The sequence below is a fragment of the Streptomyces guryensis genome (assembly GCF_021261325.1).
Classification (GTDB): Bacteria; Actinomycetota; Actinomycetes; order Streptomycetales; family Streptomycetaceae; genus Streptomyces; species Streptomyces guryensis.
Window position 1 is genome coordinate 212,468 of record NZ_JAJSBI010000010.1, and the last position, 12,314, is coordinate 224,781.

The 12,314-nt window shown below is 66.2% G+C and carries 8 protein-coding genes; all 8 read left to right on the forward strand.

Going from position 1 to position 12,314, the window contains the following annotated elements; genetic code table 11:
• Nucleotides 1-34 precede the first annotated feature (34 nt).
• Nucleotides 35-892: an SCO4651 family lipoprotein gene (locus LJ657_RS21630; protein ID WP_232650408.1), complete on the forward strand. Its 858-nt coding sequence runs from the start codon at nucleotides 35-37 to the stop codon at nucleotides 890-892.
• A gap of 274 nt (nucleotides 893-1,166) precedes the next feature.
• A complete protein-coding gene (gene rplJ, locus LJ657_RS21635) occupies nucleotides 1,167-1,697 on the forward strand; it encodes a 50S ribosomal protein L10 (protein ID WP_232650409.1) in 531 nt (176 codons plus the stop codon).
• A 108-nt stretch (nucleotides 1,698-1,805) separates the two neighbouring features.
• Nucleotides 1,806-2,189 (forward strand): 50S ribosomal protein L7/L12, encoded by a 384-nt coding sequence (gene rplL, locus LJ657_RS21640; protein WP_232650487.1) that lies wholly within the window; start codon nucleotides 1,806-1,808, stop codon nucleotides 2,187-2,189.
• Nucleotides 2,190-2,778: 589 nt separating this feature from the next.
• Nucleotides 2,779-6,264, forward strand: coding sequence for a DNA-directed RNA polymerase subunit beta (gene rpoB / locus LJ657_RS21645; RefSeq protein WP_232650410.1), 3,486 nt, complete (start codon nucleotides 2,779-2,781; stop codon nucleotides 6,262-6,264).
• 100 nt (nucleotides 6,265-6,364) lie between these two features.
• Entirely contained in the window at nucleotides 6,365-10,264 is a 3,900-nt protein-coding gene (locus LJ657_RS21650) for a DNA-directed RNA polymerase subunit beta' (protein ID WP_232650411.1), read from the forward strand.
• Nucleotides 10,265-10,650: 386 nt separating this feature from the next.
• Nucleotides 10,651-11,112, forward strand: a complete 462-nt coding sequence (locus tag LJ657_RS21655; RefSeq protein ID WP_232650488.1) for a DUF1707 and DUF4190 domain-containing protein — start codon at nucleotides 10,651-10,653, stop codon at nucleotides 11,110-11,112.
• A gap of 340 nt (nucleotides 11,113-11,452) precedes the next feature.
• A complete protein-coding gene (gene rpsL, locus LJ657_RS21660; protein WP_003948652.1) occupies nucleotides 11,453-11,824 on the forward strand; it encodes a 30S ribosomal protein S12 in 372 nt (123 codons plus the stop codon).
• A 2-nt stretch (nucleotides 11,825-11,826) separates the two neighbouring features.
• Nucleotides 11,827-12,297 (forward strand): 30S ribosomal protein S7, encoded by a 471-nt coding sequence (gene rpsG, locus LJ657_RS21665; RefSeq protein WP_003974303.1) that lies wholly within the window; start codon nucleotides 11,827-11,829, stop codon nucleotides 12,295-12,297.
• Nucleotides 12,298-12,314 lie beyond the last annotated feature (17 nt).

Sequence of the window (12,314 nt, forward strand, 5' to 3'; positions counted from 1 at the left end):
TGTGTATCGGCCATGCATTCCTTGGGGGGAATCAATGGGAACTTCTGTACGTGATGCAGCGCGCCGCAGAGCGACGGGCGCCGGGCTCGCCGCCCTGCTGCTCGCCGGGGGAGCGGTCGGCTGTCAGAAGAGCGACTCCGCCCAGTCGCCCGCGATGACACCGGCGGCGGCCGTCGCCAAGGCGGCGAAGAACAGCGAGGACATCAAGTCCCTGCACTACCGGATGACGGGCAAGGTCCCGGGGGCCGGCCGGATCTCCGCCGAGGCGGCGATGAGCATCAAGCCGCTGGCCATGAGCATGAAGATGACGGCCCGGGACCAGGCCACCCAAGGCCCGGTCGAGATCCGCCTCGTCGGCAAGGCCATGTACATCGGCGGGAACGCCTCCCTGGCCAAGGAGATGAACGGCAAGAGCTGGATCAAGTTCGACATGTCCAAGCTCGGCGCCGGCAAGGGGCTGGCGACGGATCAGCTGGGGGGCGGCCAGGCCGACCAGAACCCGGCCGCCAACTCCACCTTCCTCACCGGCTCCAAGGACGTGAAGAAGGTCGGCACCGAGACCGTCGGCGGTGTGAGGACCACCCACTACGAGGGCACGGTCACCGTCGACGACCTCAAGGCCTCACTCAAGGACAAGAACAAGACCGTACGGGAGCAGCGCGAGAAGGCTCTGGAGCAGTACGAGAAGCTGGGCGTCGACTCGTTCACCATGGACATGTGGATCGACGGGGACAACCACACCAAGCAGTTCCGGATGCGCGGCAAGGCCGACAAGGGGCCGCTCGACGTGACGATCGTCTTCCTCGACATCAACAAGCCGGTGACGGTCACGGCCCCGCCCGCCAAGGACACCGCCGACCTCGCCGAGATGATGAAGGGCGCCCAGAGCTGAGCCGTCCGGACGGATTTGCTTGACGGCCCTCCGGTCCCGTACTCTCCTGAAGAAGCCAAAGACCGCTGGTCGTTGCCGTGCGCTCCTGGAGGGCGCGGTGGCCGAAGGATCCGCTGAACCGCGGACGACCCGCGCAGGTGACTGTGGAAGTGCTCCCGGAACGCCCCACTGGGGAATTCAGGTCGAGCTACGCCCCGTGCGCCTGCGCCGGGGCGTTTCGTTTGTCCCAGCCCCTTCCGAGCGGTCGTCATCACCCGGAAGGAGGCCGACGCTCATGGCAAGGCCCGACAAGGCTGCCGCGGTGGCCGAGCTCACGGAGCAGTTCCGTAGCTCGAACGCCGCCGTGCTGACCGAGTACCGGGGTCTCACCGTGGCGCAGCTCAAGACGCTGCGTCGTTCGCTCGGTGAAGACGCCCAGTACGCCGTGGTGAAGAACACGCTGACCAAGATTGCGGCCAACGAGGCCGGGATCTCCACGCTCGACGACCTGTTCAACGGTCCGACGGCGGTCGCCTTCATCACCGGTGACCCGGTGACGTCGGCGAAGGGTCTTCGTGACTTCGCCAAGGACAACCCGAACCTCGTCATCAAGGGCGGTGTCCTTGACGGCAAGGCGCTGTCCGCCGACGAGATCAAGAAGCTCGCGGACCTCGAGTCCCGCGAGGTTCTGCTCGCCAAGCTGGCGGGCGCCATGAAGGGCAAGCAGACGCAGACTGCTCAGCTCTTCCAGGCGCTCCCGTCGAAGCTCGTCCGCACGGTGGACGCGCTTCGCGCCAAGCAGGACGAGCAGGGCGGTGCCGAGTAATTCGGCTCGCGCATTGACCGCCGCCTGAGGCGACGGTCACAGCGGGCCGAACGTACGCCCGCCAGACATGTACATCCGGCACCAGCCGAAATTAGTGGAAGGAAAGCCATCGTGGCTCTCACCCAGGACGAACTGCTCGCCGAGTTCGAGACGATGACCCTCATCCAGCTCTCCGAGTTCGTGAAGGCGTTCGAGGAGAAGTTCGACGTCACCGCCGCCGCTGCGGTCGCCGTCGCCGGCCCGGCCGGCCCGGCCGCCCCGGCCGAGGCTGCCGAGGAGAAGGACGAGTTCGACGTCATCCTCACCGGCGCCGGCGACAAGAAGATCCAGGTCATCAAGGTCGTGCGTGAGCTGACCTCGCTGGGCCTCAAGGAGGCCAAGGACCTCGTGGACGGCGCCCCGAAGCCCGTTCTCGAGAAGGTCGCCAAGGACGCCGCCGAGAAGGCCGCCGAGTCCCTCAAGGGCGCCGGCGCCTCCGTCGAGGTCAAGTGACCCCACGGAGTCCCGCAGGACTCCCTTGCTAGCTGACACGGCTCCTCACAGAGGGCTGTAACGCTGACGCACCGAAGAGCGATCATCCATCCGGGTGGTCGCTCTTCGGCGTTCCTGGGTGCCGGTGGTGGCTGCCTTGCACCCGCGGGTGTGCGGAGTATGGTGATCTTCGTCGTGGCTCCAAGCACCCCAGGTGGTATGTGGTTTGGGCCATGGGGGCCTTGACGAACCGCACGCAGCGCGCAATTCTCAGGACGCGTCGTCACAAGGATCCGAATCCGAGGCATGGATCGGCGACGAAGAGGGCAGTATCAACGTGCATTGAGGGCGTGGGCTTGCTGCAGGTGTTGAGGACAACGAGGGTCTCAGAAATCGGGGCTGGACATCAGTGTGCCGAGTGGCTACACTGACCCTTTGCGCTGCCTGTTAGCTGTCCCCTGCCCGTCACCAGGGGCATGCCCTCACTTGAGCACCGACGATCAGAAGTCCCTGACCTGGCCTTTCGGCCGAATCAGGGAATCCTGTCTCTGTGTGTGGGAGAGGGACCGGTACGCGCGTAGTGAGTCCGAGCCCTCGGAAGGACCCCCTCTTGGCCGCCTCGCGCACTGCCTCGACCGCGAATACGAACAACGGTGCCAGCACCGCCCCGCTGCGCATCTCCTTTGCAAAGATCAAGGAGCCCCTCGAGGTTCCCAACCTGCTCGCGCTGCAGACCGAGAGCTTTGACTGGCTGCTCGGGAACACCGCCTGGCAGAGTCGGGTCGAGGCGGCTCTCGAGTCCGGTCAGGACGTCCCCACCAAGTCCGGTCTGGAGGAGATCTTCGAGGAGATCTCTCCGATCGAGGACTTCTCCGGGTCGATGTCGCTGACGTTCCGCGACCACCGTTTCGAGCCCCCTAAGAACAGCATCGACGAGTGCAAGGACCGCGACTTCACGTACGCGGCCCCGCTCTTCGTGACGGCCGAGTTCACCAACAACGAGACCGGCGAGATCAAGTCCCAGACGGTCTTCATGGGCGACTTCCCGCTCATGACCCACAAGGGCACCTTCGTCATCAACGGCACCGAGCGTGTCGTGGTGTCGCAGCTCGTCCGCTCGCCGGGTGTCTACTTCGACTCCTCCATCGACAAGACGTCCGACAAGGACGTCTTCTCTGCCAAGATCATCCCGTCCCGGGGTGCCTGGCTGGAGATGGAGATCGACAAGCGCGACATGGTCGGTGTCCGTATCGACCGCAAGCGCAAGCAGTCCGTGACCGTTCTGCTCAAGGCTCTCGGTTGGACGACCGAGCAGATCCTGGAGGAGTTCGGCGAGTACGAGTCGATGCGCGCCACCCTGGAGAAGGACCACACCCAGGGCCAGGACGACGCGCTGCTCGACATCTACCGCAAGCTGCGTCCGGGCGAGCCCCCCACGCGTGAGGCCGCGCAGACGCTTCTTGAGAACCTGTACTTCAACCCGAAGCGTTACGACCTCGCCAAGGTCGGCCGCTACAAGGTCAACAAGAAGCTGGGCGCGGAGGCGCCGCTGGACGCGGGCATCCTGACCGTCGAGGACGTCATCTCGACGATCAAGTACCTCGTGAAGCTGCACGCGGGCGAGACTGAGACGGTCGGCGACAGCGGTACGAACATCGTCGTCGAGACCGACGACATCGACCACTTCGGCAACCGTCGTCTGCGCAGCGTCGGCGAGCTCATCCAGAACCAGGTCCGTACGGGTCTGGCGCGTATGGAGCGAGTCGTCCGTGAGCGCATGACGACCCAGGACGTCGAGGCGATCACGCCGCAGACCCTGATCAACATCCGGCCGGTCGTCGCCTCCATCAAGGAGTTCTTCGGCACCAGCCAGCTGTCGCAGTTCATGGACCAGAACAACCCGCTGTCGGGTCTCACCCACAAGCGCCGTCTGTCGGCTCTTGGCCCGGGTGGTCTCTCCCGTGAGCGGGCCGGCTTCGAGGTCCGTGACGTGCACCCGTCCCACTACGGCCGCATGTGCCCGATCGAGACGCCCGAAGGCCCGAACATCGGTCTGATCGGTTCGCTCGCCTCCTACGGCCGCGTCAACGCGTTCGGTTTCGTGGAGACGCCGTACCGCAAGGTCGTCGACGGTGTCGTCTCCGACGAGGTCGACTACCTGACCGCCGACGAAGAGGACCGCTTCGTCATCGCGCAGGCCAACGCCACGCTCGACGACGGCATGCGCTTCACCGAGAACCGCGTCCTGGTCCGCCGCCGTGGCGGCGAGGTCGACTACGTCCCCGGTGACGACGTGGACTACATGGACGTCTCGCCGCGCCAGATGGTGTCGGTCGCGACCGCCATGATCCCGTTCCTGGAGCACGACGACGCCAACCGTGCCCTGATGGGCGCGAACATGATGCGTCAGGCCGTGCCTCTCATCAAGAGCGAGGCCCCGCTCGTCGGCACCGGCATGGAGTACCGCTCCGCCGTCGACGCCGGTGACGTGGTCAAGGCCGAGAAGGCGGGTGTGGTCCAGGAGGTCTCCGCGGACTACATCACCACCGCCAACGACGACGGCACGTACATCACGTACCGCCTGGCCAAGTTCGCCCGGTCCAACCAGGGCACCTCGGTCAACCAGAAGGTCATCATCGACGAGGGCGACCGCGTCATCGAGGGCCAGGTCCTCGCCGACGGCGCGGCCACCGAGAACGGCGAGATGGCGCTGGGCAAGAACCTGCTTGTGGCGTTCATGCCGTGGGAGGGTCACAACTACGAGGACGCGATCATCCTGTCGCAGCGCCTCGTGCAGGACGACGTCCTCTCCTCGATCCACATCGAGGAGCACGAGGTCGACGCCCGTGACACCAAGCTCGGCCCCGAGGAGATCACCCGGGATATCCCGAACGTCTCCGAGGAGGTCCTCGCCGACCTCGACGAGCGCGGCATCATCCGTATCGGTGCCGAGGTCATCGCCGGCGACATCCTCGTCGGCAAGGTGACCCCCAAGGGTGAGACCGAGCTGACCCCCGAGGAGCGCCTGCTGCGCGCGATCTTCGGTGAGAAGGCCCGTGAGGTCCGTGACACCTCGCTGAAGGTGCCGCACGGCGAGACCGGCAAGGTCATCGGCGTCCGCGTCTTCGACCGCGAGGAGGGCGACGAGCTTCCCCCCGGTGTGAACCAGCTGGTGCGCGTGTACGTGGCGCAGAAGCGCAAGATCACCGATGGTGACAAGCTCGCCGGCCGTCACGGCAACAAGGGTGTCATCTCGAAGATCCTGCCCATCGAGGACATGCCGTTCCTCGAGGACGGAACTCCGGTCGACATCATCCTCAACCCGCTGGGTGTGCCGTCCCGAATGAACCCGGGACAGGTGCTGGAGATCCACCTCGGCTGGCTCGCCAGCCGCGGCTGGGACGTCTCCGGTCTCGCCGACGACTGGGCGCAGCGCCTGCAGGTCATCGGCGCCGACCAGGTCGCCCCGGGCACGAACGTCGCGACCCCCGTCTTCGACGGTGCGCGCGAGGACGAGCTCGCGGGCCTGCTGAACCACACCATCCCGAACCGCGACGGCGAGCGCATGGTGCTCCCGTCCGGCAAGGCGCGGCTGTTCGACGGCCGTAGCGGTGAGCCGTTCCCGGAGCCGATCTCGGTCGGCTACATGTACATCCTGAAGCTGCACCACCTGGTCGACGACAAGCTGCACGCGCGTTCGACCGGCCCGTACTCGATGATCACCCAGCAGCCGCTGGGTGGTAAGGCCCAGTTCGGTGGCCAGCGGTTCGGCGAGATGGAGGTGTGGGCGCTGGAGGCATACGGCGCCGCCTACGCCCTCCAGGAGCTGCTGACCATCAAGTCCGACGACGTCACCGGCCGCGTGAAGGTCTACGAGGCCATCGTCAAGGGCGAGAACATCCCCGAGCCCGGCATCCCCGAGTCCTTCAAGGTGCTCATCAAGGAGATGCAGTCCCTGTGCCTCAACGTGGAGGTGCTGTCCTCGGACGGCATGTCCATCGAGATGCGCGACACCGACGAGGACGTCTTCCGCGCTGCGGAAGAGCTCGGCATCGACCTGTCCCGGCGCGAGCCGAGCAGCGTCGAAGAGGTCTGACGGGAGTCCGGCCGGAGGACCTGGTGAGGAACCTCCGGCCGGCCCCTGGACCCCCGTTTCAGACCCCAAGACTTACAACCCTGAGAGGGATTGACGCATAGTGCTCGACGTCAACTTCTTCGATGAGCTCCGGATCGGTCTGGCCACCGCTGACGACATCCGTCAGTGGAGCCACGGCGAGGTCAAGAAGCCCGAGACCATCAACTACCGCACCCTCAAGCCCGAAAAGGACGGACTCTTCTGCGAGAAGATCTTCGGTCCGACCCGGGACTGGGAGTGCTACTGCGGCAAGTACAAGCGCGTCCGCTTCAAGGGCATCATCTGTGAGCGCTGCGGCGTCGAGGTCACTCGCGCCAAGGTGCGCCGTGAGCGGATGGGCCACATCGAGCTGGCCGCTCCCGTCACTCACATCTGGTACTTCAAGGGCGTTCCGTCGCGGCTGGGCTACCTGCTCGACCTCGCCCCGAAGGACCTGGAGAAGGTCATCTACTTCGCGGCGTACATGATCACGTACGTCGACGAGGAGCGCCGCACCCGCGACCTGCCCTCCCTGGAGGCGCACGTCTCCGTGGAGCGTCAGCAGGTCGAGAACCGCCGGGACGCCGACCTGGAGGCCCGCGCCAAGAAGCTGGAAAGCGACCTGGCCGAGCTGGAGGCCGAGGGCGCCAAGGCCGACGTTCGCCGCAAGGTGCGCGAGGGCGCCGAGCGTGAGATGAAGCAGCTGCGTGACCGTGCGCAGCGCGAGATCGACCGTCTCGACGAGGTGTGGACCCGGTTCAAGAACCTCAAGGTCCAGGACCTGGAGGGCGACGAGCTCCTCTACCGCGAGCTGCGTGACCGCTTCGGCACGTACTTCGACGGTTCGATGGGTGCCGCGGCGCTGCAGAAGCGCCTGGAGTCCTTCGACCTCGACGAGGAGGCCGAGCGTCTCCGCGAGATCATCCGCACCGGCAAGGGCCAGAAGAAGACCCGTGCGCTGAAGCGGCTGAAGGTGGTGTCCGCGTTCCTGCAGACCTCCAACAGCCCCAAGGGCATGGTCCTGGACTGCGTCCCGGTCATCCCGCCGGACCTCCGCCCGATGGTGCAGCTGGACGGTGGCCGCTTCGCGACCTCCGACCTGAACGACCTGTACCGCCGTGTGATCAACCGCAACAACCGCCTGAAGCGCCTTCTCGACCTCGGTGCGCCCGAGATCATCGTGAACAACGAGAAACGCATGCTCCAGGAGGCCGTCGACGCGCTGTTCGACAACGGCCGTCGTGGTCGCCCGGTCACGGGCCCCGGCAACCGCCCCCTGAAGTCCCTCAGCGACATGCTGAAGGGCAAGCAGGGCCGTTTCCGTCAGAACCTGCTCGGCAAGCGTGTCGACTACTCGGCGCGTTCCGTGATCGTCGTCGGTCCGCAGCTGAAGCTGCACCAGTGCGGTCTGCCGAAGGCGATGGCGCTGGAGCTCTTCAAGCCGTTCGTGATGAAGCGCCTGGTCGACCTGAACCACGCGCAGAACATCAAGAGCGCCAAGCGCATGGTGGAGCGCGGCCGCACCGTCGTGTACGACGTCCTCGAAGAGGTCATCGCCGAGCACCCGGTGCTGCTGAACCGTGCACCCACCCTGCACCGCCTCGGCATCCAGGCCTTCGAGCCGCAGCTGGTCGAGGGCAAGGCCATCCAGATCCACCCGCTCGTCTGCACCGCGTTCAACGCGGACTTCGACGGCGACCAGATGGCCGTACACCTTCCGCTGTCCGCGGAGGCGCAGGCCGAGGCCCGCATCCTGATGCTGTCCTCGAACAACATCCTCAAGCCCGCCGACGGTCGTCCGGTGACGATGCCGACCCAGGACATGGTCCTCGGTCTGTTCTTCCTCACCACCGACGGCGAGCTGCGTGACACCAAGGGCGAGGGCCGGTCCTTCGGCTCCACGGCCGAGGCGATCATGGCGTTCGACGCCGGTGAGCTCGCGCTGCAGTCCGCGGTCGACATCCGCTTCCCGGTGGGCACCATCCCGCCGCGCGGCTGGACCCCGCCGGCCATCGAGGAGGGCGAGCCGGAGTACCAGACCGGTGACACCTTCCGGCTGCGCACCACCCTGGGCCGCGCGCTCTTCAACGAGCTGCTGCCCGAGGACTACCCGTTCGTCGACTACTCGGTGGGCAAGAAGCAGCTCTCCGAGATCGTCAACGACCTGGCCGAGCGCTACCCCAAGGTCATCGTGGCGGCGACGCTCGACAACCTGAAGGCGGCCGGCTTCTACTGGGCGACCCGTTCCGGTGTCACCGTGGCCATCTCCGACGTCGTCGTTCCCGAGGCGAAGAAGGAGATCGTCAAGGGCTACGAGGCGCAGGACGAGAAGGTCCAGAAGCAGTACGAGCGCGGTCTGATCACCAAGGAAGAGCGCACTCAGGAGCTCATCGCGATCTGGACCAAGGCGACCAACGAGGTCGCCGAGGCGATGAACGCGAACTTCCCGAAGACGAACCCCATCTTCATGATGGTTGACTCGGGTGCCCGAGGAAACATGATGCAGATGCGTCAGATCGCCGGTATGCGTGGTCTGGTGTCGAACGCGAAGAACGAGACGATCCCGCGTCCGATCAAGGCGTCCTTCCGTGAGGGTCTGTCCGTGCTGGAGTACTTCATCTCCACGCACGGTGCCCGTAAGGGTCTGGCGGACACCGCTCTGCGTACCGCCGACTCGGGTTACCTGACCCGTCGTCTGGTGGACGTCTCGCAGGACGTCATCATCCGCGAGGAGGACTGCGGCACCGAGCGCGGTCTGAAGCTGAAGATCGCCACGCGCGGCGCCGACGGTGTGCTGCGCAAGACGGACGACGTCGAGACCAGCGTCTACGCCCGCATGCTCGCCGAGGACGTCGTCATCGACGGCAAGGTGATCGCGCCGGCCAACGTGGACCTGGGCGACGTGCTCATCGACCAGCTGGTGCACCACGGTGTCGAGGAGGTCAAGACCCGCTCGATCCTGACCTGCGAGTCCCAGGTCGGCACCTGCGCCATGTGCTACGGCCGCTCGCTGGCCACCGGCAAGCTGGTCGACATCGGTGAGGCGGTCGGCATCATCGCCGCCCAGTCCATCGGTGAGCCCGGCACCCAGCTGACGATGCGTACCTTCCACACCGGTGGTGTGGCCGGTGACGACATCACCCAGGGTCTGCCCCGTGTCGTCGAGCTCTTCGAAGCCCGTACGCCGAAGGGTGTCGCCCCGATCTCCGAGGCCAACGGCCGCGTCCGGATCGAGGAGACCGAGAAGACCAAGAAGATCGTCGTCACCCCGGACGACGGCAGCGACGAGACGGCGTTCCCGATCTCGAAGCGTGCCCGGCTCCTGGTCAGCGAGGGCGAGCACGTCGAGGTGGGCCAGAAGCTCACCGTGGGTGCCACCAACCCGCACGACGTGCTGCGCATCCTGGGCCAGCGTGCCGTCCAGGTCCACCTGGTCGGCGAGGTCCAGAAGGTCTACAACTCGCAGGGTGTGTCGATCCACGACAAGCACATCGAGATCATCATCCGGCAGATGCTGCGCCGTGTGACGATCATCGAGTCCGGCGACGCCGAGCTGCTGCCCGGCGAGCTGGTCGAGCGCTCGAAGTTCGAGACCGAGAACCGTCGTGTGGTCCAGGAGGGCGGTCACCCGGCCTCCGGTCGTCCGCAGCTGATGGGTATCACCAAGGCCTCGCTGGCGACGGAATCCTGGCTGTCGGCCGCCTCCTTCCAGGAGACGACCCGAGTCCTGACGGATGCGGCGATCAACGCCAAGTCCGACAGCCTCATCGGCCTCAAGGAGAACGTCATCATCGGTAAGCTCATCCCGGCCGGTACGGGCCTGTCCCGCTACCGCAACATCCGGGTCGAGCCGACCGAGGAGGCCAAGGCCGCGATGTACTCGGCCGTCGGCTACGACGACATCGACTACTCGCCGTTCGGCACCGGCTCCGGCCAGGCCGTCCCGCTGGAGGACTACGACTACGGTCCGTACAACCAGTAAGCGAGCAGCTTGAGTTGAAGGGCGGTCACCCCGTTTCGGGTGACCGCCCTTCGGCGTTCCGGCGACCGCAGACACGGCCCGGTGGTTGCCGTCGGCGTTCGGGCCGTGCGGCGGGCTGTGCCGGAAATCCTCTTTCGGCGCATCATGGAGGGACTCGGGGGTTCGGGGAGGTACTCGTGTCCAATCCGTCGTGGCAGCCCTGGCAGTCGGGGCAGGGGGACTCGCAGCGGGCGCAGGACGTCCCGCAGTCGGGGCAGGACGTCCCCCCGCGGCCCTGGCAGCGGACCCCGCAGCAGGGACAGCGCGGCCTGCCGCAGGCGTGGCAGGGGGCCTCGCCGCCGGTTCAGGGCTTCGGTCAGACCTGGCAGGGGCACTCCGCCCCGTCCATGCTCGCCTCCCACGCCGACCGGGAGCGGGCCGTGGACGTGCTCCGGGCGGGGTACGGAGAGGGGCGGCTGGAGAAGGGGGAGTTCGACCGGCGGGTGGCGCGGGCGTACGCGGCCCGTACGGTGGGGGAGCTGGCCCTACTGGTCGCCGATCTGCCGCAGGGCCCGGTGCCGGTCGCTCAGGCCGCTCCGCCCGTGCCGGCGACCTTTCTGCCGGTTCCGCCGCCGGCGAACGGCAAGGCGGTCGGCTCCATGGTCTGCGGGATCCTCACGTTCTTCACCGCCGGGCTCACCGGCATCCCCGCGGTCATCCTCGGTCACTCCGCCCGCAGCGAAATGCAGCGCAGCGGTGAGCGCGGCGAGGGCATGGCGATGACCGGTCTGGTCCTGGGCTGGATATCGGTCGCCGGATGGGCGCTGATCATCACGATTCTCATCGCGGCGGCCCTGGCCTCCGCATGACGCGGGTGAGCTGCGGGGACGTAGCTCATCGACGTGTCTGGAACGTGAATTCGAAGATCATGTACGGCGTAGGGTCTTGACAGGCTTCGCATGGCGATGCGGGCGCGGCCCATTTGTTTTGACCACAGCGTATGAGGTAGGTACGCTCAGACCTTGTGCCTGGGGTGTGCCCTGGCTCTCGTGCGTGCCTTCAACCGCATAGCGAGCCGTCATTGGCCACCGTAATCTGCGCCCTTTCCGCCTGGCGGCGGGAGTCTGCCGGATTCGACACACCCGACCGCGTGGGTCGGCGACGTTTCAGGTTAGCTGTACCTATCGGCACACAGAAACCGGAGAAGTAGTGCCTACGATCCAGCAGCTGGTCCGTAAGGGCCGGCAGGACAAGGTCGAGAAGAACAAGACGCCCGCACTCGAGGGTTCCCCTCAGCGTCGTGGCGTCTGCACGCGTGTGTTCACGACCACCCCGAAGAAGCCGAACTCGGCCCTGCGTAAGGTCGCGCGTGTGCGTCTGACCAGCGGGATCGAGGTCACCGCTTACATTCCGGGTGAGGGACACAACCTGCAGGAGCACTCCATCGTGCTCGTGCGCGGCGGCCGTGTGAAGGACCTGCCGGGTGTTCGCTACAAGATCATCCGTGGCTCCCTCGACACCCAGGGTGTCAAGAACCGCAAGCAGGCCCGTTCCCGCTACGGCGCCAAGAAGGAGAAGTAGAAATGCCTCGTAAGGGCCCCGCCCCGAAGCGCCCGGTCATCATCGACCCGGTCTACGGTTCCCCTCTGGTGACGTCGCTCATCAACAAGGTGCTGCTGAACGGCAAGCGCTCCACCGCCGAGCGCATCGTCTACGGCGCCATGGAAGGTCTGCGTGAGAAGACGGGCAACGACCCGGTCATCACGCTGAAGCGCGCGCTGGAGAACATCAAGCCGACCCTCGAGGTCAAGTCCCGCCGTGTCGGTGGCGCGACCTACCAGGTCCCGATCGAGGTCAAGCCGGGTCGTGCGAACACGCTCGCCCTGCGCTGGCTGGTCGGTTACTCCCGCGCCCGTCGCGAGAAGACCATGACCGAGCGTCTGCTCAACGAGCTTCTCGACGCTTCGAACGGCCTCGGTGCGGCCGTCAAGAAGCGCGAGGACACGCACAAGATGGCCGAGTCCAACAAGGCCTTCGCGCACTACCGCTGGTAGTCGCTACCCACATCGAG

Excerpts from the sequence above, each read along its gene's own strand:
- LJ657_RS21630 (WP_232650408.1), top strand. The coding sequence starts at position 35 with ATGGGAACTTCTGTACGTGATGCAGCGCGCCGCAGAGCGACGGGCGCC.
- LJ657_RS21655 (WP_232650488.1), top strand. The coding sequence starts at position 10,651 with ATGCTCGCCTCCCACGCCGACCGGGAGCGGGCCGTGGACGTGCTCCGG.
- rplJ (WP_232650409.1), top strand. The coding sequence starts at position 1,167 with ATGGCAAGGCCCGACAAGGCTGCCGCGGTGGCCGAGCTCACGGAGCAG.
- rpsG (WP_003974303.1), top strand. The coding sequence starts at position 11,827 with ATGCCTCGTAAGGGCCCCGCCCCGAAGCGCCCGGTCATCATCGACCCG.